The 26940-nt window shown below is 59.4% G+C and carries 38 protein-coding genes; 14 read left to right on the top strand and 24 right to left on the bottom strand.

Annotation, left to right across the window (positions count from 1 at the left end; all coding sequences use genetic code 11):
* Positions 1 to 21: 21 nt before the first annotated feature.
* From AC0IYN_RS19795 to AC0IYN_RS19690, 22 genes are all read right to left on the bottom strand, one after another.
* Positions 22 to 2031 (bottom strand): prohead protease/major capsid protein fusion protein, encoded by a 2010-nt coding sequence (locus AC0IYN_RS19795; RefSeq protein WP_471842720.1) that lies wholly within the window; start codon positions 2029 to 2031, stop codon positions 22 to 24.
* Positions 1991 to 3511 (bottom strand): phage portal protein, encoded by a 1521-nt coding sequence (locus AC0IYN_RS19790; RefSeq protein ID WP_471842718.1) that lies wholly within the window; start codon positions 3509 to 3511, stop codon positions 1991 to 1993. Before AC0IYN_RS19790 ends, AC0IYN_RS19795 begins: the two co-directional genes overlap by 41 nt.
* A complete protein-coding gene (locus tag AC0IYN_RS19785) occupies positions 3508 to 3717 on the bottom strand; it encodes a phage head-tail joining protein (RefSeq protein ID WP_269131353.1) in 210 nt (69 codons plus the stop codon). The genes AC0IYN_RS19790 and AC0IYN_RS19785 overlap by 4 nt, the downstream gene beginning before the upstream one ends.
* Positions 3717 to 5663, bottom strand: coding sequence for a phage terminase large subunit family protein (locus tag AC0IYN_RS19780; protein ID WP_471842714.1), 1947 nt, complete (start codon positions 5661 to 5663; stop codon positions 3717 to 3719). The genes AC0IYN_RS19785 and AC0IYN_RS19780 overlap by 1 nt, the downstream gene beginning before the upstream one ends.
* Positions 5635 to 6180, bottom strand: coding sequence for a terminase small subunit (locus AC0IYN_RS19775; protein ID WP_065890650.1), 546 nt, complete (start codon positions 6178 to 6180; stop codon positions 5635 to 5637). Before AC0IYN_RS19775 ends, AC0IYN_RS19780 begins: the two co-directional genes overlap by 29 nt.
* A 153-nt stretch (positions 6181 to 6333) precedes the next feature.
* Positions 6334 to 7074: a hypothetical protein gene (locus AC0IYN_RS19770; protein WP_213553095.1), complete on the bottom strand. Its 741-nt coding sequence runs from the start codon at positions 7072 to 7074 to the stop codon at positions 6334 to 6336.
* A gap of 19 nt (positions 7075 to 7093) precedes the next feature.
* Positions 7094 to 7279: a hypothetical protein gene (locus AC0IYN_RS19765; RefSeq protein ID WP_471844860.1), complete on the bottom strand. Its 186-nt coding sequence runs from the start codon at positions 7277 to 7279 to the stop codon at positions 7094 to 7096.
* Entirely contained in the window at positions 7242 to 7628 is a 387-nt protein-coding gene (locus tag AC0IYN_RS19760) for a hypothetical protein (RefSeq protein WP_330214372.1), read from the bottom strand. Before AC0IYN_RS19760 ends, AC0IYN_RS19765 begins: the two co-directional genes overlap by 38 nt.
* Positions 7625 to 7948 carry a phage holin, lambda family gene (locus AC0IYN_RS19755; protein ID WP_033901767.1) on the bottom strand — a complete coding sequence of 108 codons (324 nt, stop codon included), beginning with the start codon at positions 7946 to 7948 and terminating at the stop codon, positions 7625 to 7627. The genes AC0IYN_RS19760 and AC0IYN_RS19755 overlap by 4 nt, the downstream gene beginning before the upstream one ends.
* Before the next feature lie 79 nt (positions 7949 to 8027).
* On the bottom strand, positions 8028 to 8285 hold the full coding sequence (locus AC0IYN_RS19750) for a hypothetical protein (RefSeq protein WP_471842708.1): 258 nt from the start codon (positions 8283 to 8285) through the stop codon (positions 8028 to 8030).
* A 251-nt stretch (positions 8286 to 8536) separates the two neighbouring features.
* Positions 8537 to 9100 carry a hypothetical protein gene (locus AC0IYN_RS19745; RefSeq protein ID WP_471842705.1) on the bottom strand — a complete coding sequence of 188 codons (564 nt, stop codon included), beginning with the start codon at positions 9098 to 9100 and terminating at the stop codon, positions 8537 to 8539.
* A gap of 3 nt (positions 9101 to 9103) precedes the next feature.
* On the bottom strand, positions 9104 to 9421 hold the full coding sequence (locus AC0IYN_RS19740) for a hypothetical protein (protein WP_471842702.1): 318 nt from the start codon (positions 9419 to 9421) through the stop codon (positions 9104 to 9106).
* Positions 9418 to 9648, bottom strand: a complete 231-nt coding sequence (locus AC0IYN_RS19735; RefSeq protein WP_471842699.1) for a hypothetical protein — start codon at positions 9646 to 9648, stop codon at positions 9418 to 9420. Before AC0IYN_RS19735 ends, AC0IYN_RS19740 begins: the two co-directional genes overlap by 4 nt.
* A 16-nt stretch (positions 9649 to 9664) precedes the next feature.
* Entirely contained in the window at positions 9665 to 10945 is a 1281-nt protein-coding gene (locus AC0IYN_RS19730; protein WP_471842697.1) for a tyrosine-type recombinase/integrase, read from the bottom strand.
* Positions 10942 to 11313, bottom strand: a complete 372-nt coding sequence (locus AC0IYN_RS19725; RefSeq protein ID WP_471842695.1) for a RusA family crossover junction endodeoxyribonuclease — start codon at positions 11311 to 11313, stop codon at positions 10942 to 10944. The genes AC0IYN_RS19730 and AC0IYN_RS19725 overlap by 4 nt, the downstream gene beginning before the upstream one ends.
* Positions 11310 to 11612: a nuclease domain-containing protein gene (locus AC0IYN_RS19720; RefSeq protein WP_368945079.1), complete on the bottom strand. Its 303-nt coding sequence runs from the start codon at positions 11610 to 11612 to the stop codon at positions 11310 to 11312. The genes AC0IYN_RS19725 and AC0IYN_RS19720 overlap by 4 nt, the downstream gene beginning before the upstream one ends.
* Positions 11603 to 11812 (bottom strand): hypothetical protein, encoded by a 210-nt coding sequence (locus AC0IYN_RS19715; protein WP_093544107.1) that lies wholly within the window; start codon positions 11810 to 11812, stop codon positions 11603 to 11605. The genes AC0IYN_RS19720 and AC0IYN_RS19715 overlap by 10 nt, the downstream gene beginning before the upstream one ends.
* The gene (locus tag AC0IYN_RS19710; RefSeq protein WP_368945081.1) at positions 11805 to 12500 is read right to left on the bottom strand and encodes a replication protein P; all 696 of its coding nucleotides are present in this window, start codon (positions 12498 to 12500) and stop codon (positions 11805 to 11807) included. The genes AC0IYN_RS19715 and AC0IYN_RS19710 overlap by 8 nt, the downstream gene beginning before the upstream one ends.
* Positions 12497 to 13240, bottom strand: a complete 744-nt coding sequence (locus tag AC0IYN_RS19705) for a DnaT-like ssDNA-binding domain-containing protein (protein WP_471842690.1) — start codon at positions 13238 to 13240, stop codon at positions 12497 to 12499. The genes AC0IYN_RS19710 and AC0IYN_RS19705 overlap by 4 nt, the downstream gene beginning before the upstream one ends.
* A complete protein-coding gene (locus AC0IYN_RS19700) occupies positions 13240 to 13902 on the bottom strand; it encodes a phage regulatory protein/antirepressor Ant (RefSeq protein WP_368945105.1) in 663 nt (220 codons plus the stop codon). The genes AC0IYN_RS19705 and AC0IYN_RS19700 overlap by 1 nt, the downstream gene beginning before the upstream one ends.
* Positions 13903 to 14006: 104 nt before the next feature.
* A complete protein-coding gene (locus tag AC0IYN_RS19695) occupies positions 14007 to 14429 on the bottom strand; it encodes a phage regulatory CII family protein (RefSeq protein ID WP_471842687.1) in 423 nt (140 codons plus the stop codon).
* Positions 14430 to 14495: 66 nt separating this feature from the next.
* Positions 14496 to 14702, bottom strand: a complete 207-nt coding sequence (locus tag AC0IYN_RS19690) for a hypothetical protein (RefSeq protein ID WP_471842685.1) — start codon at positions 14700 to 14702, stop codon at positions 14496 to 14498.
* Between the two features lie 90 nt (positions 14703 to 14792).
* On the opposite strand from AC0IYN_RS19690, the gene AC0IYN_RS19685 reads away from it, so the two are divergent.
* A complete protein-coding gene (locus tag AC0IYN_RS19685; RefSeq protein ID WP_471842683.1) occupies positions 14793 to 15620 on the top strand; it encodes a S24 family peptidase in 828 nt (275 codons plus the stop codon).
* A gap of 39 nt (positions 15621 to 15659) precedes the next feature.
* On the opposite strand, the gene AC0IYN_RS19680 is transcribed toward AC0IYN_RS19685, so the two are convergent.
* Complete coding sequence (locus tag AC0IYN_RS19680) at positions 15660 to 15977, bottom strand: DUF1654 domain-containing protein (RefSeq protein ID WP_471842681.1); 318 nt, start codon at positions 15975 to 15977, stop codon at positions 15660 to 15662.
* Between the two features lie 460 nt (positions 15978 to 16437).
* Between AC0IYN_RS19680 and AC0IYN_RS19675 the strand changes: the two genes are divergently transcribed.
* From AC0IYN_RS19675 to AC0IYN_RS19650, 6 genes are all read left to right on the top strand, one after another.
* Positions 16438 to 16962: a hypothetical protein gene (locus AC0IYN_RS19675; RefSeq protein ID WP_471842678.1), complete on the top strand. Its 525-nt coding sequence runs from the start codon at positions 16438 to 16440 to the stop codon at positions 16960 to 16962.
* A 561-nt stretch (positions 16963 to 17523) separates the two neighbouring features.
* Positions 17524 to 17886 (top strand): hypothetical protein, encoded by a 363-nt coding sequence (locus AC0IYN_RS19670; protein ID WP_471842675.1) that lies wholly within the window; start codon positions 17524 to 17526, stop codon positions 17884 to 17886.
* A complete protein-coding gene (locus tag AC0IYN_RS19665) occupies positions 17883 to 18197 on the top strand; it encodes a hypothetical protein (protein WP_471842673.1) in 315 nt (104 codons plus the stop codon). The genes AC0IYN_RS19670 and AC0IYN_RS19665 overlap by 4 nt, the downstream gene beginning before the upstream one ends.
* Positions 18198 to 18288: 91 nt before the next feature.
* Positions 18289 to 18636, top strand: a complete 348-nt coding sequence (locus tag AC0IYN_RS19660) for a hypothetical protein (protein WP_028619156.1) — start codon at positions 18289 to 18291, stop codon at positions 18634 to 18636.
* Between the two features lie 43 nt (positions 18637 to 18679).
* Positions 18680 to 19495, top strand: coding sequence for a DUF2303 family protein (locus AC0IYN_RS19655; RefSeq protein WP_471842669.1), 816 nt, complete (start codon positions 18680 to 18682; stop codon positions 19493 to 19495).
* A gap of 68 nt (positions 19496 to 19563) precedes the next feature.
* A complete protein-coding gene (locus AC0IYN_RS19650; RefSeq protein WP_471842665.1) occupies positions 19564 to 21702 on the top strand; it encodes a DNA cytosine methyltransferase in 2139 nt (712 codons plus the stop codon).
* On the opposite strand, the gene AC0IYN_RS19645 is transcribed toward AC0IYN_RS19650, so the two are convergent.
* Complete coding sequence (locus AC0IYN_RS19645) at positions 21699 to 21929, bottom strand: hypothetical protein (RefSeq protein WP_093544177.1); 231 nt, start codon at positions 21927 to 21929, stop codon at positions 21699 to 21701. The two genes, AC0IYN_RS19650 and AC0IYN_RS19645, sit on opposite strands and share 4 nt — an antisense overlap.
* A gap of 70 nt (positions 21930 to 21999) precedes the next feature.
* Here AC0IYN_RS19645 and AC0IYN_RS19640 point away from each other — a divergent pair, with 70 nt between their 5' ends.
* From AC0IYN_RS19640 to AC0IYN_RS19610, 7 genes are all read left to right on the top strand, one after another.
* The gene (locus AC0IYN_RS19640) at positions 22000 to 22311 is read left to right on the top strand and encodes a DUF4406 domain-containing protein (RefSeq protein ID WP_471842661.1); all 312 of its coding nucleotides are present in this window, start codon (positions 22000 to 22002) and stop codon (positions 22309 to 22311) included.
* Positions 22308 to 23147, top strand: coding sequence for a hypothetical protein (locus tag AC0IYN_RS19635; RefSeq protein ID WP_471842658.1), 840 nt, complete (start codon positions 22308 to 22310; stop codon positions 23145 to 23147). Before AC0IYN_RS19640 ends, AC0IYN_RS19635 begins: the two co-directional genes overlap by 4 nt.
* An 80-nt stretch (positions 23148 to 23227) precedes the next feature.
* The gene (locus tag AC0IYN_RS19630) at positions 23228 to 23518 is read left to right on the top strand and encodes a hypothetical protein (RefSeq protein WP_471842654.1); all 291 of its coding nucleotides are present in this window, start codon (positions 23228 to 23230) and stop codon (positions 23516 to 23518) included.
* Positions 23519 to 23567: 49 nt separating this feature from the next.
* On the top strand, positions 23568 to 24848 hold the full coding sequence (locus tag AC0IYN_RS19625; protein ID WP_471842652.1) for a DNA-methyltransferase: 1281 nt from the start codon (positions 23568 to 23570) through the stop codon (positions 24846 to 24848).
* Positions 24849 to 24897: 49 nt separating this feature from the next.
* Positions 24898 to 25485: an FtsB/FtsL family cell division protein gene (locus AC0IYN_RS19620; protein WP_471842650.1), complete on the top strand. Its 588-nt coding sequence runs from the start codon at positions 24898 to 24900 to the stop codon at positions 25483 to 25485.
* Positions 25486 to 25529: 44 nt separating this feature from the next.
* Positions 25530 to 25871: a hypothetical protein gene (locus AC0IYN_RS19615; protein ID WP_240036027.1), complete on the top strand. Its 342-nt coding sequence runs from the start codon at positions 25530 to 25532 to the stop codon at positions 25869 to 25871.
* Positions 25775 to 26920: a tyrosine-type recombinase/integrase gene (locus tag AC0IYN_RS19610; protein ID WP_471844806.1), complete on the top strand. Its 1146-nt coding sequence runs from the start codon at positions 25775 to 25777 to the stop codon at positions 26918 to 26920. The genes AC0IYN_RS19615 and AC0IYN_RS19610 overlap by 97 nt, the downstream gene beginning before the upstream one ends.
* Positions 26921 to 26940 lie beyond the last annotated feature (20 nt).

Here is a 26940-nt window from a genome sequence, read left to right as displayed (position 1 = left end):
GGTTTGGATCGAACGCCTCGCTTACGCGCCCGGGTTTTTGTAAGCGCCGCGGTAGTCGATCCAGGCTGCGCCGAACACCAGGCGGGCTTTGATTTCCATGCCGTCGACTTCGAAGCCCTCGCGGGTTTCGGTGAACACACCCTGCTCACCTTCGAGGTAGGCGTATTCAAAGGTGTCGATGGACCCAGGTGCAGCGAACAGGTACCACTGGTTGCCCGTGATGCGGGCATCGACGATTACAGTCAGCGAGGCGTTGCGCACATCGTTGATGTCGGCGTTCTTCGCTGGCACGTAGTTGGAGCTGGTGAACTGGTAAGCCTCCAGTTCTTTGTCCGGGCCGACCACCAGGTACTCGGGAGCCAGGTTGAGGAACTCGCCAGCCTTGCTCTTCTGCTTACGCATCGATGCGCGAGCAGCCGCCAAGGTTGTGGTGTTGATTGCCCCGCCGCTGGCCGCGAGGTTAGCGTGGCCCGCGTCGTAGAACGGAACACCGTCGGTGAAGGTCGGGTTGCCCAGCAGGAGGGCCCAGACCACGTTGGACTCGGTCGCCGCAGCAGCATTACCGAGCGCTGCCGGGATACGGGTCAACGCACCCAGGTCATCGTTCACGATGGTTTCCCAGGTGATGGCGATGATCTTGCCGAACTTGGCGACTTTGATCGGTGCACCGTCTTCGGACAGCGTGCCGTACTTATATTCGCCGTGTTCCTTAACCTGCTCGAGCGCCGCAATGTCGCCCAGGGCTGCGCGAGTTACAGCGCGGAAGTCTGGCACAGTGGTCGGACGGCCCAGCGGGCGCCAGGTTTGAGGGGCGTTGGCGTAAGCATCACGCAGGGTGCGGTTCACAGTGCTGCCGAGCAGCAGCGGGAAGTCGCTGGTGCTGTGCATGCCTGCGGCGCGCACTGCTTGGCGATCACAGCCCAATGCTGCGCGGGCCAGCTCCTGCGGCGTCATGCCCCGAGCGTTACCACCAGCCATCTCGACGAACTCACGAGCCATGTCCACCAGGCGCATGCCACGGAACTCACGGCCAGCGTCTTCCAGCTTGACGGTGGCGTCGCAGCGGTGCAGCAACGCGTTCTGCATGGCAGAGCGTTTAGCGTTCAGGATGGTGACATCTTGGCCACCATTCACGTTCGTAGGCTGACTGTTGCGGGTGTTCGGCTGATCTTTATTCTGGCGCTCGGCCACGGCATCGATCAGCGCGGCGCTCGCATCGCTCACGGAAACCCCGCGGGCAATCAAGTCTTCGACGACGGCTTCGTCATCGAGACCAACCTTGCGGGCCATGGTGCGAATCGTCAGGCTGCGCTTACGCTCTTCTTCAGCCGATTCACGGCGAAGCTTCTCGTCGGCCGCGCGCTTCTCTTCTTCGGTCATTGCAACTTCCTCTTGGATAATAGGCACGGCGGCCGGTTCTACGATCGGCTCAACTGCCGACCGAACTTCAAAAACTGTGGGGAATCGACGGCCGGTGTAGTCGGCCGGGGTCGCAGCACTGCGGATATTGGCGCCGTCGTCGAAGGCAATCGGCACCACCGACAGCTCCAATGGCTCCCAATCCACTGCCCGGTAAGTTGGAAGCTTTTCTTCGCTGTCTTCCGTGATCTGGTAGCGGTGCACGATGTACTTGACGCTGATCTTTCGAAGAATTGTGTCTTGGACGTCTTGAAAGATTTTTTCCGCGTCATCGCGCTTGCTGAATCGGACTAGCGCGTGGCCTTGCTCGCCATCGAGCCAGGCGCGCTCAACAACACCAATAACGTCGCCCAGGTCATCACACTTGTGGCTGTTAAGAAGAGGAGCGCCATTGTTCAGCCTGTCCATTCGAACAGCCTCTGGACTAACCTCAAGCTCCTCCATATAGCTGCCGACATCCCAGTTCCATCGAGGCCCTTTGGCGCCAGTAGTCCAAATCAGTTCGACAGTACGGGCCTCAACATCAACCGAGCCTTCGCGCACAGCGGCCCGAAGACTCAGCACCGGGGTTTCATGGGTCTTGTTCGTCGTCGCCTGGTTCGGAGTTGGCATCGTCTGGTTTCTCTTCGTTTGATGGTGGCTGACTCGGCGAACCTGCGGCCGCTACTCGGCGCGGGTCGCAGTCCAGCACCAACCCGTACTCGTCGATCATGTCGTTTGCTTTCTTGATTTGTTCGGCGTGCCGCTTGGGGTCGGTGATGCCAAGTTCGCGCAGCGCGTCTGGCCAGGTAGTGAGACCGTTGCGCACGCGAGTGATGACGTTCTCTGTTTCCGCCTTCGGGTCGACCATGTCGCGGCGAGGCGGAACCCAATAGGCCTTCACGTCGTCGGTGACTCCACCAGGGAGAAGCACCTGCGCTTCCATAAACCAGCGCCAAACCTGATCGCACAGCTGAGGGATCAACATGCGCCACTGCCAAACGTCGACCCGCCGCGCGAAGTTCAACCACCCCATTCGACCGCTGGAGAAGTTGACGCCCTTGAGGTCGCCAGTGAGCAGTTCGTAGGGAACGCCCAGCCCAACCGCCATGGCGTGCAACTGCTGCCAGGAGTAGGTCGTGTAGCCGTTGAATGTCGGCGGTGTGCCGAAGCTCACGCTTTCCCCGAATCCCAGTTCCTGAATAATTCCGGGCTCTACTCGATCAATAAGAGGTGGCGTCTTGCCGCCAGGCGCCGCGTTATTTTCGTCCTTGGTGATAAAAGCAGCGAAACAGGAGGCGATCTTCGCCTGCTCCATCACCGCGTCTTCCATCTCGTCGAAGTTGCGCATGCGCTGGATTACAGGTGCCAGCCAGCTATAGCCGCGTGCTTGGCCGGGCCGCTTGCGCAGAAAGACGTGAATCACATCCTCGGCGGGCACCCGGCGCGATTGAAGGGATCCCCAAACTGCGTTGGCACCCGGGTGCTCATCGAACAACCAATACGCAACCCGGCGGCCGAGCGCGTCGAACTCGACGCCCTGGATAATCCGGTTCAGCCCGACGATGTCCGCCTTAGACTCGTCGAGGAAGTCAGCCTCAAGCACCTGCAGTTGAACGGGAACCGGCAAGCCGTCAGAGCTGAAGCGCCGCCGGCGACGAATCAAGCACTCGCCGCTTTCGGCGACAGCCTCCATGATCATGTGCTGCAGGCCGTAGAAGTTGTCTAAGCCGTCGGCATCGCATTCAGTCGTTTCGGCCCAGGCCTTCCAAAGATCCATCAGGCGCAGGCCGTCGCGGTCACGCCTCGCCAACGGTAGTGGCACGATACCTGCGCCCACGGCGTTGTCAGCAATCCCGGTAATGCCGCGCTCGCCGAAGGGATTGTTGCGCCGTTGGTCCCGAGCGCGGTTGCGTAGCTTTGCCAGCGCCGGAGCGTTCTCAACGTTCGCATCGGCACCGGTGGCCCGCCACCCATCATTTCGCCGGCCGCCTGCTGCACCCTCAAACCGCCGCTCGATCATCTTGAGCGCCATGTCCGTGCGTGCCTTTTTCAGGCGCATCTCGGAGCGTTTCGCCGCGTACCCAGGGAACAAGCTGTCGAGCATGCTCATGGGCAATATCCTTTGGAGAATGAGGTGTAGCGGCGACCGCCGTCGTTGCAGGCATTCAGGCCCAGATCAGTGGCCATGTGCTTGAGGATCCGCATCATCTCGTCGAGTGACCGATAGGTGACGCTCTTGTCGGCGTACCTGACCGACAACGCCCCTTCAGCGATTGCCGCCTGCAGGGCGTTGTATTGCTCGATCGTGTAGGCCATCAGTTTTTATTCCAGTGAGAGGATTTCTTGCGCGGCCGTTCTTCGGCATCCGGTTCGTTGCCCCCAGTGACAGCAGCAACCAACAGATCGAGGTCGAGCCCGAACCGCTGCTGGCAGATGCGCAATGCGGCGAGCGCGTACACGAAGCAGTCGAGGGCTTCGTTTCGTCGGCCACCGCTGTCCCAGCGCATCACGCGCTTGCCTTTGGATATGGCTGCCCTTTTCTTTTCTGAAGTGAGTTGCTTGACCTCCGACTCATCGCAGATCGTGTCATTTGCCGGAAGGTGAACAACGCCTGGCTGAGACACGCCTGCCTGTGAGGCAGCCGTATCGACAGGAAGCACCATTCGGCTGTACAGCAACTCTTTGGCGTTGTCGGTACCCACCTCGGTGAGGAAGACCTTGTGCACCTTGTTCTTCGTGCGCGGGAAGTTAGCGATCGGCTTGCCGTAGATGGTCGCACCACGGATTGGCACGACCCAGTGCACGCCATGCTTGCGACTTTCGGCGTAAACCTCGTCGGCATAGTGACCGCCGGCGTCCCACGTCCAGCGCTCAACCTTCATGACGGTGCCGTCAACCCGGGTGAATTGCCGGTGCAGTTCGAGCCCCACCTTGCGGCGAAGCTCTTCGCTGGCCGGGTCGCCCATCAGAATAAAACGATGGACCAGCCATGCCTCCTCGCCTGGGCCGAACGCCCAGACACGCCCCTCGAAACGGTCGTCCTGGGTATCGATGCCACCCACAAGAACAAGGCCAAGGGCCGGGACCTGCGGATAGACTTCGCGGCGGCCGTAAAGAACTTCGGAGTCGAGCTTCTCGCCCTGGTCGTCGTCCCACGTTTCGCCGCGCGTGGTGTTCATGAAGGTGATCAGCTTTGAGACATCGCCTTTCACCTTCAGCCACTCTTCCGCCAGGCTGAGCCAGGTACTCCAGGTGCTGTAAATCGCCCAGATGCTGAAGCTGACAGAACGCGGGGTGCGCATAATTTCGCCGTCAACCCCAAACCAGTCCATCCCGTCACGGGTCCAGATGCCGGTGTGCTCGCAGATCCAGCGACCGGTCTTCGACGCCTCGACCATCTCGTTGTGCCAGATCACGCAGGCTGCGTGCTCGCACAAGTACCAAGCTTTTTCCGCCTCACCGAGTGCGTTCTTTTCCCACTTCAGGCCGAATTCGCAATCCTTGCCGCCCCACTTGAGCGTCTGCTCTTGGTGGCAGTGCGGGCAGTCGATGTGAAACTTCAGCAGGTAGGGCGACTCCTCGACCGCCTTGGTGATCTGGCAGGAGCCGACACGCTTTGGCGTTGAGCCACGAATCGACTTAGGGTAGATCGCACCATTGAGGCGCTTGTCACCCAGGGTGATCGGCGAGCCCTCACCTTCGACGCTCTCGTCGAAGTTGGACAACTCGTCGTAGATCACCTCGTCGGCTGACTTCTCGCGGTAGTTGCGCGAAGCCTTGCCTCCGCGGATCCAGAGCGTGCGGCGGTTGGCGAATATCTTTTGGTCGAGTGTGTTGTCGCTGTGCTTGCGGCCGAACCACGGGGCCAGGTCGCCCACTGCCGGTACGTCGCGGATCATGCCGTTGACGTGGCTCTTGCTGATGTCCTCAGCGTCCGGGTCAGTCGGACTCCACATCATCACGTTGCGGCGCTTGTGCTGAATCTTGTAACCGATGTTCGCCATCAGCAGCTTGGTGTAGCCGATTCGCGCCGACTTGATGAAGTTGACGACGTTGATCAGGTCGTTACCCATACTGTTCAGGATTGCGACCTGGAACGGCTCGGTCGTCCACTTGCCCTCGTTATAGGAGGACTCAGCCGACATGTAGAAATTCTTGTCCGCCCACTCTACGGCGGTTTGCGGTGGTTCTTTGTAGAGCGCCTGGAGTCCTAGCTTGACCGACTTGCGCAGATCATTCAGCCACGGACTCAGCGTACTCATCTAATAATTCCGGAAGTTGCTCGCCAAAGCTGGCGGCAATATTTCGAGCAAGCGCAATCTCCCGCTCGACCGACTCGATGATGCGAGGGTCAACCTCCGGGTGGCGTCGAGTGACGGTCTTGCCGACGGTGTCCAGTTTCGAGCCGATTTGAGCGGCGATTTTTGCCAGGGCAAATGTGGCGAATGGAACGGGCACGAGCTGCTTGTCCAGCACCAGGTTCTTCTTCTCCTGAGCAATGCGCTGAGCGGCGGTGAGGCCGCGGCGCTCTTCGAGCAGCTTGTACTCGATCAGCGGATCGAGACCTTCGGTTCCATCCCCCGTCGGTTGTTGTTTCCGCTGCGCGTGTTCAACGCGGTTTTCCACCACGTTCTGCACGGTATAGAACGCCTCTCGACCGATGCGTGCGACGGGCGCAACTCCCCATTTGTCAAAGGCTTGCGGGGAAATCCCGAGGCTCGAAGCCATCTCGGATTTGTTCAACCACCCGCGCTGTTTGGTTGTTTCGTTTTTGGCCATGATTAAACAACAACCAACCGTGGGAAAAAGGTCATACATATTTGGCGCGCGGGGCCCGAATTACCCGCATGTGGCTGGGGGCCGGGGAAGGACCCAAAGGGGGGGGGTGGGTGCACCATCCAGGGGCGCCCACCGCCCGACATTCGAGACCCCCTATCGTTTCGTCGCCAGTGCCGTGTCCATTGCGCTTTGGAACTCACGAACCCTGTTCGCTTTCACGATGTTGTCGGCGATCTTGTAGAACGGGAGGATGACTCGGTAACCAGGCTCGCCATCACTGAAGATGAACACCGGCCGAACCGCATCACCCCACGCCGTCTTCTTCCGCTCCCAAACACCCTGGGTTCCGTCGACTTCGCCGGCGAAATACTTCTGGGCATTGCCCTTACGCTTACTGCGTTTGCTGCCTGTGGCGTTGGCCTGCACACCACTGACTGTCTCGGCCGCACCAAGGCCCGACAGGATCTTCATGATCGTGCCGCGCGGTACGTTACCGAACTGATTGAGCGCTGATGCTGCCGGCAAGGCGTACTGCCCGGGCTTCATGATCCCTTTGGCTATCAGTGCTTTCTCGAACCGCTTATGAGGTCGGCGACCACCCTTCACTGCCTGTTGCAGGTAGGTGTCAGCCGGAACGCCTGATGTCCACGCGTCCTTGAAGAACGTGCGGGCTTCTGGCTTACCCGGCTTGGCAGGCTTCACGTAAAGACTATTCAGGGTCGTTGTCGTAGGCCTATCAATGCGGGCCTTCAGAACCGACAACTCGCCCTTCTTCACCAGTACGGCCAAGCGGGTAGCCATCAGAGCAAAGGCGAAGGGCAACTGCTTTTCACCAACCGTGCGCAGCGCCTTCGAAAGCTCTTCGATGTTGGTTCGAGCGTCAATCTGAAGCATCTGATGTCACCGTGGCTGACTACTTGCTCTGGCTGCGCTTGATCTGGGCGTCTACCTGGTCGGCGCACGTGTCGAGCAGGTTGATTGCCCTGTCCTTCAGCTCCCACACATCGCCATTCAGGCGAAGGTCGGCGGTATCCTCATCAACGCGTTCGCACGGGATCAGTTCAGGGGCTTCCAGCCTTACGGCCTGGGTCTTTGTCACTACCACCGGCTTTGCCGCGCAGGCCGTCAGGCAAAGGCTGAGCAGCCCAATCACGAACAGGCTTGCTGTTGCGCTTGAGGTCTTCAAAGTTCTTCTCCGCCTTTTTCGCCTTGTCCTGGCTGGCCTTTAGGCGCTTTGCCAGGTCGGCCTGGTATTCGGCATTGCGCTTTGCTTCAGCGCGCAGGGTGGTGATGGTGGCTTGGCTCTCGGTGTTGGCCTTGATGGCCTCGTCCTTTGCCTGGGTCTCGACGAGCTTCTCTTCGCGAAGATCCTCGACCCGCAGCTGTTGAATGCCAACCAACAGAAGGCCCACCAGCGCGATGATGATTGCCGCAGCGATCGCCTTCATGCCGAGTCCACCTTCTTGCCCAGGAATCGGATGATCATGTCCCTGATCGCCGTTACGCCAATGAAGCCAATGGCACCACCAGCAGCAACGGACAAACTTGGGGGCCAGGTCATCCATTCAATAATGCTGCTGGCCGACAGGCTGAGCGCGCCACAAATGAGCGCCTCCAAGATGATCCGCCACTTGTTTGGCTCTTTCGCTTCGTACAACACCCGAAGAAGAGTAATCGTGACGGCCATGATTGCGCCCTGCCATAGCGGGTTCGAGAGGGCCAGCCAGATCTGGGCCCACGTGTCTGGCTTGTCTGGCATGGGTGGCATCCGGATTTCCTCCCTCTCGGGGAGTGTTAAAGAAAAACCCCGGCATTAACCGGGGCGATTTTGGTCTGTGGCGGAGTACCTACTCAGCCAGCGTGAAATCAACGTAGTAAGCCTTTCCCGGCTCAAGCTTGTCGGCGACGGACTTCACGATCTTGGCCTTGTACTCGGCGACAGGAGTGAACTTGCCGAACACAGCGTTTTCACCAGGCGGGTCTTTAGGAAGAGCGCATACCGCGCCAAACCGGACGTCACACAGTGGATCGTCTCGGTCTTGGTTGGCGTGACGAACATGGGTGACTTCGTGGCATACCATTTTGCAGCGCATTACTGGAGACATGAGGTTTCCTCGGGTTGTGAGCAGGAGGGCCTATCAGTCTTTCGCCTGCGGATTTGAATCAGCCCCATCAGCACTCCCGGCCATAGCAACGGGTGTGGTGGAGCCGAAAACGAAAAAGCCCCGGCGAATGCCGAGGCTCAATGAAGCTCAGGAAGCAAAAAGCCCAGCGAGTGGCTGGGCTTTATTCGTCGTCTCTCATAACGCGCAAGATCGACATGATGGGGCTAATTTACGGCCAGTCGGCCAACTGGTCAAGCGGCATCTACAAAGATTTTCTCGCTGTCGAATATCTCGGTCGCGTGGATCACGGCCTGCTCTTCGAGTTTCTCCAAACGCTTGTGGATTCCGCCTCTCCAGTTACGGCGCGTGCGCTCCGGGGATCCCTCCAAGTCCCATGTGTTCATGTCGTAGAACTCAGCAGGAAGCACGATCATGTCGGTGGAGCGCTTACCGACCTGAACGCCTTTCAGCTTCGGTATGGCCCAGGCCGTCAGTGCCTTATAGATGAACAGCTGCGGCGCCGGAGAAACCATGCGGGCAACCAGCCTACCGATGGCAGCGACCTTATTGGCCTTGTGCGTCGAGTACTTGGCCACCAGCACATCCCACTGAGCCGGCTCAAGCTGCCGGTGCAGCAGCGCATAGAGGCAGCAGTCGTAATCGAACTTGTCACGCACTGACAACGTGCTGCCGGTGCCGCCCTGACGAAGGTCGGCGTCGATCAGCTTCTGCCAGGACTGCTTGGTGCTGTTGTCGATGTTGTCCGCTGCCAGCACGCGCACCAGGGTGCCCATCACGTCTCTGTACATAGCCATGGCTCAATCCCCTGTGAAGTTGGTGGCACCTGGGCCACGGCGGTTGTTCTCGTTGTACTGCGCCTCAGCACCGGCAGGCTTGAAGCAGTTGAATTGCGCGATCTGCTGCTCGGCCGCCTGGAGCCGGATGCTCAGCTGCGTCACCAGCACCTCCAGCGGCAGCGCTTCGCCCGTTTCGGCCGTGACCCAGCCCGAGGCGTTGCACTGCACGCAGGCCAGTTCATGGAAGACGCCCTTGATCACCGCTCGACCACGGCATGCCGGGCACTTGGCCAGGTCAAGTTGGGCGGCGCGGAATGCTGGGCCATGGATCTTCTTCATATGTCACCCACAAGCCAATCGGCGGCGATATCGAGGTTGAACGGCACCTGATGGCTATCGATATCGAAGCTATGTCCGCCCTGCATGACGACGTGCAGGCGGCGGAATTCATCGAAATTAAGCATGCAGACCATGAACACTTTGGACCGATCAAAAGCTGGTTTCTCGACACTGCTTAAGGCGTTGGCCATGGATAGGGCGAAGGCGCCATGCTCTGAAATATGCATTTTTAAACCTCGCCTTTTATGGTTTCTGGATTTGGCTAGAGGCCGCGCCAGTCAAGGCCTCGGCGTCATTGTGCGAATTTCCGTTTCTAGTCATGGTCGAGCGGTGAATGAGGTTGAAACCCTTCCCGTCTAACCAGCCGTGCCACTTCACCAATGCCTCGCGTTTGAGCAGTTCGGCCGAGGTGTGGATGTAGGTCTGCACGTTGCGGGTCAGCGTGTGGTTCACCAGCATCTCGCCAATGAGGAAGTCGACGCCCAGGTCTGTCCACCCGGTTCGGGCCACCTTGCGCAGGTCGTGGCTCGTCCACTCACCCTTGCCCAACCTGGTGAACACTGCGCACGCCTGGCTGTCACTGATCGGCCCACGGCTCCGCGCAGGGAACACGTAGGTGCCCTTGTAGCCTTTGTCTGACTGCGAGTTCCGGTACCGCTCCAGCAGCGCGCACACCTGGTGGGTCAGCGGCAAGTGATGCTCGCAGCGGGTCTTGGTGTTCTCGGTGGGAATGAACCACTCGCCCTGCTCACCAAGGGTGAAGTGGGACCACTGCGCTTGTCTGGTCTCGCCGGCGCGAGTGCCGTGGCACAGCATCATCAGGGCCAGCATGCAGTCCTGTGGGTGCTGGTCGAAGCCGGCGGCTAGTTCGCCAATCACGTCCTCGAGCTGCACGGCACGCAACCGTGACGGCTTGGGCTGGATTCGGGCCTTGGTGAAGTCAGTGAACTTGAACCCGGCTATGGGGTTGGTGGTGATCAGGCGCAGCTTCTCGGCCTGGCGGAACGCGACCACCAGCACTCCCCACATCAGACGGACGTAGGACAGGGACATTTCAGCCTGCATCGGCCACATCACCAGCTTGTCGAGGGTGGAACGGTCGACGTCCTCCACGGCGATATCGGCAAGCCGTGGCCTCAGATGGCACGAGATGATCGAAGTGTTGGTGGAGCGGCGCTTGGCCGACAGGCTTCGGTCAACGGCCTGGCGGGCGGTGAACCAATCCAGCAGTTCGCCCACAGTCTGCAACGTGCCGGCGGCGGCTGATGCTTTGGGGTCGGCGGCCAAGCGCTCGCGGATCTTCGGCAATGCGACGATCAAACCCTTCGCCGGCAGCTGAGGAAACGCGGCGATCTTGTCCCACTTGCCGCCCGAAACCAGGTACCAAGTGCCGCGATCGCGGTTTCGATGGAAGCGGAAGTACACTCCCGGGTATCGAGCATCGCGCAGGTCGCGCACGCCGGTATTGCCGGCCTGGCGACGGATCTCCGCATCGGTGAATGAAGTGGTCACTGTCTGGGTCATGGCGTATTCGGCTCCGGCTCGATTGGATAATCCCGGATGTGCACGCGCACAGCGCCACCCGGTACCGGTTCGCCGACGTTGATCGTGGTTACGAAGTTCTTGTCGTCGATGCCCAGGCCGTCGGCGATGCCATCCCGGCCAGCCTTGAAGCGGGCCAGCAGGTTGTCATCGTCGTAAGAGCGGCGATTCGGCGGGCAGAAGGTCACCCAGAAGTATTTCTTTCCAGTGAGGCGCGGTGCAACGAGCGCCAGCGCGATCAGGCCACAAGTGCGGCGGTAGGCTTTCGCGTGCTTGTGTTTTTGCCGCCAGTGCACGCGCGCGTTAGGGCTGAGCTCTTTCGGCGGCCACGGTAGCGTCATGTCGATCATGCAGACCCCTTTACGGTGAGGATTCCGGCCCGGATCAGGCCTTCGTGGGTTTCGGCAATTGCACGCGGCATGTCCTGCCAGTCGATTTCACCAGCGGCGCGGCCGTCGATAACGTCGTGGCAGGAACTGCAGGCGTAAACGGCAACGGTGTCGAAGCCCTTCATGCCCATGCCTTTCTGCCCGCACGGCAGATGCGCGAGAACGGTTGTTTCTGGATTGTGATTGCAGATTCCTGGCATCCGGACGGTGCATTCTTGGCCGTTGGCCGAGGCGCGGAGTTTCTTCGAACTCACTCGCATGCCGGTTTCCCCGTGACGACGTCGACGACTTCGTAAGTCCCAGGCCACATCCACGAGCCATAACGCTTGGCCATGGCCTGGTCGGCGAATAAAGCCAACGCGTGATCAGGCGGGGAGCTCAAATCGACCTTGAACGAGCAGCAGAACACTGCCCAACGGTAGGTATCGATCTCAGGAAGAGCCAGGCGGCGATCAGGCATGACGGGCTGCTCCTGATCGCATGGCACGCATCTCGGCAAGCGCTCTGTTGCCGATCTCCGGCGTGCGGCGCCCTTCAGCTCTCTCAGGCAGCGCCAAAGGCATCTTCTGCAATGGCAGGCCCTCGATCAGGCGCCGAACTGTGATGGTGTAATTGCGCTCGAACAGTTTGAGGCTGAGCGATTCCTCAAGCTTGTTCAGGCTTTCAAAACCACACTCTTTCGCGGTGTGCCAAACCGCGTCGTGGCTCCATCGCGCACGGCCGGCCATGCAGGGATGGGCATTGCGGCACGCTTCGCGATGCGCAGCAGAAAGCGTTGGCAGGCCAAGCATCTCGGCAGTCGGCGTGCACCAAGCGATAAACACACCAGGTGCAGGCACGAAGTCCCTACCTGACTGCCGAGCGCCCATCAGACCGAACTGCAGCTGATCCAGGCTGCGCAGTCCGGCCTCAAGAAACGCTTGAAGCCATTCTTTTTTGGCAGCCTTGTAGGCCGCCACATCCGGCCAAGCCTGCTTCCAGGCAGGAAAAATCGCGCGCAACTGGCGGAACAGGCCGTTGATCACGGCGGCAGTTTCGCGGTTAAGTTCTGCCTGAACCTCCTGTGGCAGAGTTTGTTCCTTTTCGATGTACTGGCCCGACTGCACCTTCGCCCAGAGCCCAGTCGTTACGACCGCGACGCTTTTCATTGGGAGACCCCCTGCTCATTCCAGCCAGTGTCGTCATCATCAAAGTCTTGAGACGCTTGGCGCGGTGCGAACGGCTTGACGTTGGAGTTTCTGTTGAGGTCGTTGCGCACCCACTTGACCAACATGCTGACCCACTCGGCCTCGGTATTGATCTGCCCCTTCGGCTCGTAGTAACCGGTGAACGCTTTCAAGGCATCATCGGTGAACAGATCCAACGCTACGCCCTGGTGCAGCGCATAGGTCTTCAGGATTTTCGAGTCTGGCTTCCAGTCGAGCGTCATTTCGCTGGGCATGCGAGGATCAATCGGCATACGCGCAGAGAGAGGTTCTTTATTCTTCTCTACATCTTCTTTAGGTAACGCACCGCTAACGGTGGCAGCGTTACCTTTACCGTTATTTGCTTTGTGATTCGCAACCCGCTTTGCCGTGAGAAGCCGATTCTTAGCGGTCTTCCCATTGTGCCGGTCGAAATGTGGAAGGCTAATAACGCCGTCGATCTCGATCATCCAGGCAACCGATTTCATGTGTTCGCAGAAACCGATAACGCCAACCATGCGATCAAGTAACTTTTTGCTAACGCTCGGGGCGTTACCGTTTTCGGTTTGTTGGTCGAACCAGCCCCATACGCGCATCAACTTGCCGACGACAGCGTCTGGGTCGATGTCCGCAAAGTCAGCGATCTGGCAAACCTCTGGCTTGTCCAGGGTAGTGAGTTCGAATTTGATCCAGTCACCGGCCATTACGCGGCCTCCTGCAGTAATTCAGCGAGGCGTGTCAGCCCCTTTGGGGTGATCATTGGGTCGAACGCCGCACGGTCGATGCCGGTCTCCGGATCAGGCTTCAACGCAGTGACCTTGTGGGTCATGTGTCCGGAGGTTATGCGGGGCTGGTATGCAACCCAGCGCTTGCAGCCGTGCCTGCGGAATATCCAGCGATGCTGTTCTAGCCATGCGAAGAGTCGAGACGGTGCCAAGCCAAGCTGCTTGGCGGCGTCCGTGATGCAGATTGCCCCGCCGGCGGCGGCAAGCCGTTTAATGGCAGCGACCTTGGGGGCCTGATCTGAAATCAGTCGCTGCAGTTCGCCATTCTTGTCGGCGAGATCGGCGGCTAGGCGCAGTGCTTCTGGAAGTGATTGAGGGATGGCTACGTGTCGCGACACATTTTCAAGTTCCTGCAAGCGTGTCACGACACGATGGCGAAGCGGTACGCTGTAGCCGGTCAGTAACGTCATCACGAGGTCGGGCGGCAGCAGGTATTCGGTTTGCTTGCGGTTGGAAGAGTCGAGATAGATGCATCCAAATTTGGATGCATCTATGTTCAGCTCTGCCAGGTTGTGCTTGATGTCGCGCACGACATGGTGATGCTGCTTCCCGGTTAGATCAGCGACTTCCCGGCTTGACATCGTGACGGTATTGCTTGGAGCAACGAGTGTGTTCATAATGGCCCCACAAGTTTTATTGCTGTTGAAAGGACCGCCCTGCCAGGCGGTTTTTTTATGCCTGCGATTCAGGCGACTTTTATCGATGCCTTGAGCTGCGCCAGCGCTTCTTCAGCATGGGCGATCTCTTTTAGGATCCGGGCGCGCTCCACCTGGTCGACACGGCCGTCGGCCATGGCGGTGTGCGTCTCGACAGTCACCTCTGCGAATTCCAGGGTGGCGCGCCCGAGCGCGTCATGAATGGCAAGCGGTGCCGGCTGATCCTTTTGCACGATCGAGTACCCGAACTCGCCCGCCAGTGCGGCCAGCGGACGCATGTCCTTGGTGTGCAAGAGCAGCGCGTACAGGTGCTTCACGTTGAACCAGGCGCCGTCGTAGTTCGAGTTGGCACGCTGGAGCAGGCTCACGGGCGGCATGTTCATCAGCGTGGCGAGTTCCTTTGTGTTGGCTTCGTCAACCACGGTGTCGCAGGCCTTCAGAAATTCGTGCATCCGTAAAACCTCAATCTTGTTTATGTGGCTGCGTGCCATCACGCATTGCAAAATGTTTCCCAAGACCTAGGCGGATTGCTTCATCGCCTGAGCTGGGTCATCGCCTCGCTTGGCGACCAGTGCACCGCCGGACTCTTTTTCGAGAACGCACTGCATTGGGTACGAAAAACCGCCCGCCGCACGGCATTGGGAAACGCGGCTACCGCTGACACGGAGTGCGTCACCGATGGCGCGGCCAGTGCGGAAATGTTTCAGGGCTTCGTCGTAGGTCATGGGGTATGTCTCCATTGTCTCTGACGAGTTTAGAGTTCTTAACAATACAAGGCAAGTTATCTAAACAATGAAATGTTTAGAATCCTAAATATGGAATTTAAAGACCGCGTTACCTCACGCATGAAGGCGCTCAACCTCAGCGCCACCGACATCAGCAAATTGACTGGCGTATCGAAGGCGACGGTTAGTTTTTGGGTGAGCGGGACGAATGGGGCAAAGGGCAAAAACCTACTGGCGCTGGCGAAGGCACTTGAGTGCTCACCGGACTGGCTCTCCGATGGTGTCGGAACGGCAGGTCTTGTAAGCCATGACGACACCACGGCTGGCATGTCCACGGTGGAGATGATGGCCAAGATGCTTGAGTCCAAGGCCGGAAAGAACCTTTCGGAAAAGGCTCGGGAAACGATGCTTGCAGCTGCAGCGGTGGCTGACAACCCGATCGAGCAAGGCGGAGGTTATGTTCATGGCCACCTCGCGAGCTTGCGCCCGACCAACGACGAAATCGTCATTCCTCAATACGATATTCGGGCAGCCATGGGCCATGGCCAGGTCCCACCGGACTACACCGAAGTAGTTCGAAACCTAGTTGTGCGCGAGGAAATCCTTCGAGAAAAAGGCATCACCTACACATCCGCCACCTCGCTTGGCATGATCAATGGGTGGGGCCAAAGTATGGAAGGCACCATCAACGATAAAGACCTGGTTATCGTCGATAAAGGTGTGCGGGATTTCATCGGCGAAGGGATATACGTCCTGACCTGGCATGGCGAGCTTTACATCAAGCGCGTAATGCGGATGGACGAAGAGAACTACAGGCTGATTTCAGACAACAAGCACTACGAGAGCCAGACGGCCAGGATCGACGATGTGACGATTCACGCGAAGGTGCTGCTGATCTGGAACGCGCGAAAAGCATAAGCAAAAGCCCGCCCCCCCCCGGCGGGCTTTTTTGTCCTATTAGAAAGGCGCTGCCTCTTCTACTGCTTCGAATTCCTCGTGACCCTGTGCTCGAGGATCTTCTTCGGCCGCAGATTCCCAACTCAATGTCACCGAATCATCCTCGTCGTTGAACGTCATATCGATTCCATCAACGTCCGCAAGCACGGTCATCACTTCATCCCACTCACGATCACCATCGCTATCAAGCCGGTGGATGGTTGCCCACTTTCGATCCTGGGCGATGGGGTGGTTGATCATATTGGAAACCCTGAGCGTCAGGCGCTCTACTCCGGACATTGGCTTTTGTTCTTGAGGTTTCTTCTGCGGGCTCGCCATCGGGTGCTCCTTGATTGCTGTATATCCATACAGGTTCGCATCTAGATTATCTGAACATTTCCACTTTCGTAAGACTTGACGCTAAACGGTTTCAGGCGTAGCCGAACGCCTAGAAAGTTAAGATATCTAAAATAGTTGTTGACGCACTTCGTTAAGTTTTCTAAATTAAATCCATCGCCAGCGACAACACGGCGAAGGGGCGGCGCCCCACCGCTCTTTAACAGCCAGCGCAACAAACAACAGACCGCATTGCCTCTACCGGCGACCGGCGAGCAGACAGGCCCGAAAGCCTGCCAACGACAGGAACAACCTGGACGGCTGCTCGATGGTGAAACGCCAGAACCGAGTGAATGACCCGGCATGCAATGCGCTCCGCCCCTTCCGGCGGCAATAGGACGGAAGGCATCACTGGAGCGCCTTGGCAACAGGGCGCTCTGGGATGACAACCGGAGGAAGCGAGATGGCCTACTACAAGACAAGCGACGCCGGTGTTCTGGCTGCTTGGAAAACTTATGTTGAGGGATGCGATCGCCTTAAGGCGTTGGCTGATGAGTTTGCAGCCACCTATCCGGGTGCAGAAGCCTTAATGCAGACAGATTGGCATAGCGGAAAGAGCTTCTACGGGCTCAAGTTCAAACCGCCAATGCCTCAGCCGCTGTGGACAAAACCCGATCCGAAAGCAGGGCAGTCTCAGTTTCCACGTCAGAGCTTGCCGCCGGGAACCAAAGGCGATGAGCGAAAGGCTCTCAAGGAAGAGCTGACAAAGCTTCGCGACGACTTCAAAGCGCGTAAGCCCAAGGACAAAGCTGATATGCAGCCATTCCTTGAGGCCATGGGGCTTGGTGGTGGCGCGCTGTTCTTCGCCAGCTACAAGCACATCGTAAGAGACGACTGCATCTACGTCAGCACATCGGCCAAGCCGAATAATGTGATGACAGAAATCCTCGGCAGTGAGTTTGAAGCTGCTGAAAAAGCCAAACCCTGAACAACCAGCGCCACGACAGCCTGTCGTTAACTGCCCGAGGCCCTGGTACTCCCCAGCACCAGGCCGCATCGGAATGTGATCTGTTTGCCCCGCAATGGGTGGGCCCAGCAATGGGAAGCCGGAGCGGAGGAATATGGGAGGCGCAAGCCAGTAAGCCGGGCAGCCCAGACCGGACGACAGATCACACCCCGATGCGGAAGACCAATACCGCTATGCGGCCACCTGCATCCAAACCAAATCGGAGAATCACATGCTCCAACTGATCCTGATCGGTGCCACGCTGAGTTTCGAGAGGCCAGAACCTCAAGTACTTGCAAGCGTGCCAGGCGATCGCGTGCGCTTCCATCGCGAGGCTTGGCGATGTACTTCCGGGGTCGTGGCGTTCTGGAGCTGACGGTCCCGCCAAAAACTCAAACCACTGCATCGGTGAAAGGCCCGAACGTCCAACGGGCCTTTCTTTTTGCTCGCCTTTATTCGTCAGCACCCTCCCATAGGCCCACCGGCAACCACCAGGCGGTCAGGCTGCTGACGAATAAACGCAACCAACCATAAGGAATCGTGATGAACCAAACCATTCGCCAAAAACTAGCGGTCCTGCAGGCGTTGCAGGCTCGATTCGAAATGTCCGCCTCGGAGATGTACGTGATGATCGGTCGCGAAGAGCCAGTCAAGGTACCCCGCTTTAACGTGGTGCCACTCGGCAAGAATCTGTTCGATGTGGTGGAGCGCTCCACCGGCGCTTCCCGTGGCGCACGCACCGGCCACGATGGAGCCTGCCAGTACGCCGAGCAGCTCGAGCGCAACGCCGACTTCTTCAGTGCTGCCAAAGCGACTTCGCGGCGATTCGGTCTCCGCATGCTGCGATGGACGCTTGGCTTTGCCGGGATGATGGTTCTGTTCGCCTACTACGGTGCGCAGCCATGATCGGCGTGCCAATGCCCAACCCGCGGGACTCGATCATCGACAACTTGAACCAGCAGTTGGACGCGTTCTTCGGCGCCGGCAACAAGGCCCAGGAGATAGCGCCGGGCGTCAGCGGCGAGGAAGGCGGCCCCATCAAAAGTACGCGCAGCGACAAGCTCCGCGTCGAGCGCGACAAGATCGCCCCCAAGCTGAAGCAGGCAGTCGACTCTGGCGCATCCCTGCACCAGGCATGTCTTGCTGCAGGCGTCGACTACAAGCGGGCCCGCCTCATTGCTCGCGAGAACGACTTCAAGCTCCCCCGCAATCCATGAAGCGAATCAACAACCAGGTGCGACAGCGCCTTCGCCAATCTCAATTCAAACTCCCACCCAGCGGCCTGCAGGCCATCCCGGAGAAACAGCCATGTCAACCGCAACAGATACAGCCGAGTTTCTTGAAGAGCTCAACGGCGGCGCCTTCGCCAGCCAGATCGGTCACGCCATTTCCGAAGTAGCTGCTGGTGTGGTTGACCACGGCAAGGCCGGCAAGCTGGTGATCACCTTGGACTTCAGCCAGATCGGTGAATCGCACCAGGTGAAGATCAAGCACAAGCTCGATTACAAGGTGCCGACCAAGCGTGGCACTCGTAGTGAAAACACCAGCCTCGACACGCCCATGCACGTGGGTACCGGCGGCCGCGTGACCCTCTTCGCGGAAAAGCACGACCAATTGTTCAGCCGCGACGACGCGCCGATTCCTAAGCGTACCTGATCGATCCCCGCTAACCCTCCCTCCGCAATCAAGGAAATAACCGATGTCACTTACCAAAGATGCACTCCAGCTGATTAACGCGAATGCCCTGGACGCCGCCGGCAAGACTCTGGCGACGCTGATCCCGACTGTGGTGCTGTCGGAAGATGCGAAAGTAGTCGATCTGGAACGCTTCCAGGCCGGGCGCAGCCGCTTTCGTGGCACCTACAGCACTCACTCGCTCGCAGACTTTGGTGCCTATGTTGTTGAGCGCGCGGAACCAGGCGCGCGCGGCTTCATTGACCAAGACGCAATGAGCTGTGTCCTGCTGTTCAACCTGGGCACAACCGGCGAACCCGGCCACGCCGATGACCGCGCCGTCCTCAAGCTGAAGCCAACTGCAGGCTATACCGCCGCCCAGCAAATCGGCGGACGCGGCATCAGCCAGAAAGACCTGAGCGACTGGATCGAAGACTGGCACCAGTACCTCACGCCGGTTGATGAGTCCGGCAACGCCATACCGGTGGCCAAGGCCATTGCCGCCGTGCGCACTATCACCATCAAGGCTTCCAGCGAATCCGAAACCACGGTAGGCGAGACTAGCGCCAGCCGCAGTGCTATGGATCAAATCGAGGCCCGCAGCAAAGAAACTCTGCCGGTGTCCCTGCAGTTCAGCACCGTCCCGTTCGAAGGCTTGACCGAGCAAGTCATCACTCTGCGCCTGTCGGTCATCACCAGCGGTGCGGTGCCGGTCCTGAAACTGCGCTGGGTCGGCGAAGAGGTCCAGCGCGAAGACATCGCCCAGGAATTCAAATCAGTACTGCAGGACAAGATCGGTGAGGCAGCGACGTTGTCTCTCGGCGCGTTCGACCCGAAGTAAAGCAAACATCCCCGCTATAACCCCCAGGCGCCCAAGGGCGCCTTTCTCTTGTCCAGAGGAAAGTGCCCATGGCCGCACCGAAGAGACACCCATTCGATTTCAAAACCCAATACGGACTCGGCTTCAACCCTCAGGACGATGAGATCGTTGTCGACTTCTTCTGTGGTGGCGGCGGCGCCGGCACCGGCCTGGAAATGGGCCTGGGCCGCGCGGTGAACGTGGCGAAGAACCACAGCCCTCAAGCCATCAGCATGCACACCGTGAATCACCCAGGCGCCAAGCACTTCACCACCGACGTGTTCGATGGTGACCCGGACACCGAATGCGGCGGCATGGCCGTGGGTTGGTTCCACATGTCGCCGGACTGCACGCACCATAGCCAGGCAGCCGGCGGCCAACCGCGCAAGCGCGAGATCCGCAACCTTTCGTGGATCGGCCTCAAGTGGGGAGGAAAGAAGCGCCCACGGGTGATCAGCCTGGAAAACGTGAAGCAGATCCTGCAGTGGGGCCGATTGATCGCCAAGCGCGACAAAACCACGGGCCGCGTGGTCAAGCTGGACGGAACTATTGCTGCACCTGGCGAAGTCGTACCCGTGGGCCAGCAGTTCCTGATACCCGACCCGAAGCAGCGCGGCCGCACCTGGCGCCGCTTCGTAGCCTTGTTGGAATGCATGGGCTATGTCGTTGAGTGGAAGGTGATCAAGGCCTGCGACTTCGGCGCGTCGACCACTCGGGAACGCCTGTTCATGATCGCCCGGTGCGACGGCCAGCCGATTGTGTGGCCTGAGCCAACCCACGCCAAGAACCCGGCCAAGGGCCAGCAGAAGTGGAAAACAGCCGCTGACTGCATCGACTTCACTGACCTGGGCAAAAGTATTTTTGGCCGCAAGAAGGACCTGGCTCCGGCCACCCTGCGTCGAGTTGCCAAGGGCATGAAGAAATTCGTTATCGACAGCGCGGCGCCATTCATTGTCCCGATCGCCAACTGGTCAGGGGAGGCGGTGCAGTCGGCCGCCGAGCCGCTGCGCACGATCACCTCCTACCCGAAGGGGGGAGCCTTCTCGGTGGTCAGCCCTGTGATTGCCCCGGCAACGCACCAGGGTAGCGACCGCATCAACGACCCGCTCGACCCGCTACCCACGGTGACGTGCGCGAACCGCGGTGAGCTGACACTGATCAGCCCGTTGATGGTTGGGGCCGGTGGCCCCGAGTATTCGGGCAAGCCGGTGGGCATGGACCAGCCGGTTGGCACGCTGATGACCCAGAACCACCGCTCGATCGCAGCGGCACACCTGGTGAAGTTCCGCTTCGATGACGCGGGCAAGGCGCTGGACGAGCCACTGCCGACCATCACCAGCGGCGGCAACTATCAGCGCCCGGCCGGCGCCGCTCACGCCATGGGCATTTCCACGGTGTTCATGGCCCAGATGAATGGCGGCTTCAACACCACCGACGCCAAGAGCATCGAAGACCCGATGACCACGGTGACCAACACCGGCAGCCAGCAGCAGTTGGTGACGGCCACCCTGGTGACGAACACCACCGGCCACGCGCCGACTGCCCTTGACTGCCCCGTGCCGACGGTAACGACCGGGCAGCATCACGCACTCACGACGGCACACCTGGTGCACATGCGCGGCAACTGTGATGCACGGGACGCGAACGACCCGCTGCACACCATCAGCGCCGGCGGCCAGCACCACGGGTTGGTCAGCGCTTTCATGGAACGTGCATTCGGCGGCAGCGTGGGCCAGGGCTTGGACGATCCAGCACCAACCATTACTGCCGGTGGTGGGGGCAAGAGTTCGCTGGTGTCGCTCACCCTCTCGCCAGAGCATGAAGCGGGCGCCCTGCGCGTTGCAGCTTTCCTGATCAGCTACTACGGCACCGAGAACATCAGCGCTTGCGACTCGCCGGCGCCAACGATCACTACCAAAGACCGCTTGGCGATGGTCACCGTGATGGTGAAAGGCACGCCCTACGTGATCGTCGACATCTGCCTGCGGATGCTGAAACCGGCCGAGCTGTACAAGGCCCAGGGGTTCCCGGCCGACTACATCATCAGTCACGGTGCCGACGGCAAGCCATTCACCAAGACCCAGCAGGTGCACATGTGCGGCAACAGCGTCAGCCCACCGCCGATGGCAGCACTGGCCAGGGCCAACGACCCATGGCGAGTGGCTGAGCGTCAGGCTGTTGCGGCTTAAACGCCCTCGGCAATCAAGCGGGCCCCGACCTCACGCCCGGCAACCTGCGCCAGGCCACGGTCAACATAGGTTCGGTCACCAGCAACAACCGGCACCACCACCTCACCACCGCGCTTCACCTCGACGTTGATACGCCAGGTCTCCCGGCCTTCCTCGTCCTTGTCGCACTCCATGTAGTTCCAAACCTGAAAGCCTTCGATGTCATCGTAAATATCGTGCTTTGTCATGGTCCAGCCCATTTAGAGGAAGGGGCCATCGTAGCACCACACCCCGGGCATGGCCCGGCAAGGACTCCCCGTGAAACGAATTTACCTCAGCGGCCCTATGACCGGACTGCCAGACCTCAACTTCCAGGCCTTCGCCGCAATGACAGACAGACTGCGCGATGGCGGCCACACCGTCACCAACCCCGCCGAACTCAACCCTGAGGGCGGAAGCTGGAACGACTGCATGCGCCGCGACATTGTCGCCCTGATGGAGTGCGACACCGTGGCCACCCTTCCCGGCTGGGAAAACTCGAAGGGTGCCCGCCTGGAAGTGCTGATCGCCGAACGCCTCGGCATGACGGTTGTGAATGCCCATGATCTGGTAACGAGGGAGGCTATATGAGCAATCAATGGAAGCTGGTGCCGGTTGAACCGACCGAATCCATGGTCATTAACGGCTTTGAGTCGGCGCCGGACGAGTGCTTCTCCGATGAGGAAGTCTGGGAGCAATACCAAGGCATGAGCGGCTGCCAGCAAGCGGCGTTCCGCGCGAAACTGTGCTGGGCCGCCATGATCGCCGCCGCGCCTGCTCCAGACACACATATTGCCGTGCCGGAAGAGTCCGCCGGCGTGGACTTCGGAATCGACGGGCGATCGGTGCGCGTATCGCATGAGGCTTACTCGATCTTCCTGGCGCGTGAAGAGGCTGGACGAGAAAAGATCGCGGGCCTGCAACAGAGCCTGACCGTGGCGGATCAGCAAATAGATGATTTGCGTGCTGAGCTTGCCGCCAACCCAAAGCCCGACCCAGTGCTCTGCAAGTTTTACGACGTGGCGGACTGGCCCGGCCTTGTGCATGAACTGGTAGGCCACGTGGCACAGCTCCAGGATTCGGCAAAGCGCAACGTCAAGCCTTGGGAAGACACATTCCCACCAACACTGCTGCCGGCCTATATCGAGCGCGTAAATGCCGAGAGTTCGGCGGTCCAGCACCAGGAGAATCCGTTAGCGGTGGTGCCTGAACTTACCTCGGAACTTCGTTGGATTCTGGGCCAGATGTGCTTCCAGCATATCCATACCGCTCAGGCACTTCGCTTGATGGGGCACCAAATCGCCAAGAAGGCCGAGGACGAACAGGCCGTAACGATTTACTGGATGCTCGGCCACTACCTGAAGGACCCGGCCAACTGGCGCCATAACGCGTCTGCCGAGTTGAAAGCGTCAGCGCCACCCGCATAGGAGTACATCCGTACTCCACCCTCAAAACCTGTAACCCCTCCCCCTTCAAAGTCAGCCGCTATAGCGGCAAGGACGAAGTCATGCCTAAAACATTGCATTTGGACATCGACGCGCTTGAACAGCAAGCCTCAAGCCTTATCGGTTGGGACAACCTCACTGAGTGCTGGCCGGCCGAAAACAATTGGGACTGGGAGGTGGGCCACCGCTCCGAGTCGGGTGACACCTACCCAGTTTTGACGATCTCAACGGCTGACTACGGTGCGGCCTATGACACGGAAAATATGGCTCGATATCACGCAGCGGTGAGGCCTGCCGCAATCTTGGCGCTGATAGCTGAAATCAAAGCGCTGCGTCAGCAGGTGACGCCATGATCGCCACCCTCTGGTTCGCCTACGTCTTCATCTACAAGGGGCCAAGGCCATGAAACAGCATCGCGTTTTGATCGGCGACTGCATTGAGTCGATGCGGACGCTGCCAGACAACAGTATCGACAGCGTTGTCACCGATCCGCCCTACGGTATTCGCTTTATGGGCAAGAGCTGGGATGGCCAGGACATCGAATCGCGCGCAGCCTACCGCGATAGCATGCCTTCGGCTGATCTCGCCTGCGGTGCCACTGGCGGGCATCGATCGATGGCGGCCGAGGCCGGAAAGTACGACTTAACACCTGGTGGCATGAAGGCGTTTCAGTCGTTCACGCTGGAGTGGGCCACCGAATGCCTGCGAGTACTCAAGCCCGGTGGTCACCTGCTCTCGTTCGCAGCTGCACGCACTTATCACCACATGGCGGTTGGCATTGAAATGGCAGGGTTCGAGATCCGCGACCAGATCATGTGGGTGTTTGGCTCAGGCTTCCCGAAGTCGCACAACCTAAAGGGTGATCGCGCCGGCTGGGGTACCGCGCTGAAGCCTGCGCACGAACCAATTTGCATGGCCCGCAAGCCGTTCCCTGGAACAGTTGCTGCGAATGTAGCTGCGCACGGCACGGGCGCAATCAACATAGATGCATGTCGGATTCATGGGCATGACGCCAAGGGCGGCGAGTACTCCCAGAAACGCATGGCTCCCGGGCATGTCGTGAATGCCACTGGTGTATACAAACAGGATGTCCGATTCGTGGGAATCATGAAGGCAGGCCGATGGCCAGCAAACCTGGTTCACGATGGCAGCCCGGAGGTGGTGGCCATGTTCCCCGCCCAGGCAGGCGCATGTGCGCCGGTCATGGGTACCGAGGAAAGCGCGGCAAGCGTGGGCAAGATCATGGGGCAGCGCGATCGCGTGGTCGGCGCCTTTCACGGCGACAGCGGCAGCGCAGCCAGGTTCTTCTACTGCGCCAAGACTAGCCGCGCCGATAGGCACGAAGGACTGAACAATCCGGGCCCCCAGTTCAAAATGGGTACAACCCTACGCAAAGTCCAGACCACGGACACGAAAGGCAACAACCACCCAACCGTCAAGCCAACGGACCTGATGGCGTACCTATGCCGCCTGGTGACCCCGGTCGGTGGTGTAGTGCTGGATCCGTTCATGGGCAGCGGTAGCACCGGCAAAGCAGCAATGCGCGAGGGCTTCGAGTTCATCGGCTGCGAGATTGACGAACAGTACGCTGCGATCGCTCGGGCGCGCATCGAATACGAAGTACTCCGCCAGCAAGAGCAGAAGATCGAAACCGATCAGCTCGATCTGTTCGCAACAGCCTAACCCCAATCCCCCTACATGCCTGCCGGTGAGCGGCGGGCGAGGATTCGCTATGTCTCGAAATATCAAAACCCGTGAAGGCTATGAATTCTGGGATCGCCTCAACGCCATCCCGCACTACGGTTTTCTGCTGAACCAGCAAGGTAACGGCGTGATCCGGGCGGAAGGCATAGGCGACTGGATCGAGCGGCACCCTGCACAGGTGGTCGTCGATGATGCCCAGACCGAAGTGAACGTCTTGCGCGAAGAAAATGCCAGGTTGAAGGCCGAGGTCACCGCGCTCAGCAAGAACGTCATCGAGTTCACCCGCGAGGACTTCGACGCCACGATCAACAATCTCCGCCGCATGGGCGCCAGCATCGACGGCGAAAACGCCTACAAGCGCGACCTCTGCGATGCGATTGTCGGGACCCTGGCATTCGGCGCCCAGGACAGATGCCCACCGCCCGAAGGTCATTGGGCGCAGCGGTTCTGGGACATGGGCCGGGAGTCTTCAGCCAACACAGCAGAGCTTGTCTCAGCGCTGGACCTCGCATCTGGCTGCCTGATGGACGCACTGGCCGGGCGGGATTTGCCGCCATCCAAGGTCGGCCGCGCCATCGCGACATCAGCCGAGCTGCTCGCCAAGCAAACGGTTTAACCCATCCCCACCTTCTGCCGTCCAGCGCGGCGCGGAGCATCATCATGGCAGCAGCAGAGCAACTACCTGTTGAGTACCTGTCCGACAAGGTCGCGGAGAAGAACTTCGCGGAGATGGTCGGCACAACGCGCCGCGCGCTTCAGGGCAAGCGCCAGCGCAACATCATCCCCAAAGGGGTGTGGAATGAAATCGATGGTCAGATTTACTACAGCATCAGGAGATATGAGGCATGGCTAGAAAGCCTATGGGATTGCCCGCCGGAGTTGAATTCGCAGGTCAATCAGTCCGCATTCGCTTCACCTGGAAGTTCCGGCGCTGCGAGACCCTCGCCTATTCCCAAACGCCAAAAGGCATTAAAGCGGCCGCAGATCTACGCGCTACAGTAATAAGCCTGATCAAGCACGGCGTGATGGACGACAAGCGTTACGCCGAGCTTTTCCCGAACTCGACATACTCCACCTACTCCGCAACTCCACTATTTGGGGAGTACGCCCAGACCTGGCTGGACAGTCGCGAAGTGGTCGGGGGCACCCGCAAAAACTACCGGATATCCCTCAACCTTTACTGGATGCCGCACCTTGCGCTGCTTCCGATCGACCAGATCACGTCGGCAATGCTCCGGAAAATCGCCGGAGAGACGCCGTGGAAGTCGTCGACGGTAAAGCGCTCGGCAATCCAGCGCCTGCACACGATGTTCGAGTGCGCCGTGAACGATGAGCTGATCACCAGGAACCCGGTCGGCTCAATTGAGCTTCCGGTGAAGGCAAAGAAACCGGTGGACCCTTTCACAGTAGCGGAGGCGGATTTGATCATCGGGCACCTGTACGAGGTGCTGACCGGTTCAATGCGGGTATACGCGGCCTACTTTGAGTTCGCGTTTTACACAGGCATGCGGCCTGGGGAGATAGCGGCGTTGCGCTGGGATGAGGTGGATACAGAGGGGCGTGTCGCCAACGTGTGCAGAATCGTGGCTGACTACAAGATCGAGGAGCGCACGAAAACCCGCGAAACGCGGCGAGTCATGCTGAACAGCAGGGCATTAAATGCCATTGAGGTGGCCAAGGGTGTGGCCGATTTGAGGGCAAAACAGAGCCGGCGCCAGCATAAACAATCGCCGTACGTTTTCCCGCCGACCAAGAACTTTGAGTTCATTCAGCAGGCCAGCGTGACCGACAAGCACTTCAAGGCGGCGCTGGTCGCGTTGAAGATCAGGGCCAGACGGCAATACAACTGCCGCCACACTTACGCTACCATGTGCTTAATGGCAGGCATGAACCTTGGGTTCATCGCTAATCAGCTCGGTCACAGCGTGCAAATGCTGCTGACGACTTACGCCCGGTGGATCAATTCCAGTGAAGACTGGAGCGAAGTCGGGAAGCTTGAGCAAAGCCTGATTGGTACAAAATTGGTACAGACAGAACCCGTACCCCTCTAGAACCCATACGGAATAACGCT

The organism is Pseudomonas sp. AC112, assembly GCF_979253545.1.
Note: the sequence above shows the minus strand (reverse complement) of the source record. Positions and strands in the feature narration are given on the sequence as shown.